The organism is Microbulbifer okhotskensis (assembly GCF_023895975.1).
Lineage (GTDB): Bacteria > Pseudomonadota > Gammaproteobacteria > Pseudomonadales > Cellvibrionaceae > Microbulbifer > Microbulbifer okhotskensis.
The window spans coordinates 1-371 of the sequence record NZ_JALBWM010000417.1 but is presented as its reverse complement, the minus strand read 5'-3'; the positions used below and the strand labels follow the sequence as shown (position 1 = coordinate 371).

Sequence of the window (371 nt, the reverse complement as noted above, 5' to 3'; positions counted from 1 at the left end):
CTGTAAGCCGTTGAAGGGAAAGCTGTGAGGCATCCTGGAGGTATCAGAAGTGCGAATGCTGACATGAGTAACGATAATGGGGGTGAAAAACCTCCACGCCGGAAGACCAAGGTTTCCTATCCAACGCTATTCGAGGTAGGGTGAGTCGGCCCCTAAGGCGAGGCAGAAATGCGTAGTCGATGGGAAGCAGGTTAATATTCCTGCACCGGCGGTAACTGCGATGAGGGGACGGAGAAGGCTAGGCGAGCGCAGCGTTGGTTGTCTGCGTTTAAGGATGTAGGTTGGGGGATTAGGCAAATCCGGTCCCCTAAGACTGAGATCTGATGACGAGGTTCTTAGGAACTGAAGTCGTTGATGCCACGCTTCCAGGA

The 371-nt window shown here is 53.4% G+C and carries 1 rRNA gene; it reads left to right on the top strand.

The window, feature by feature from the left end:
* Positions 1 to 371: ribosomal RNA gene (locus MO867_RS22745) — 23S ribosomal RNA — on the top strand; the annotation flags it as partial.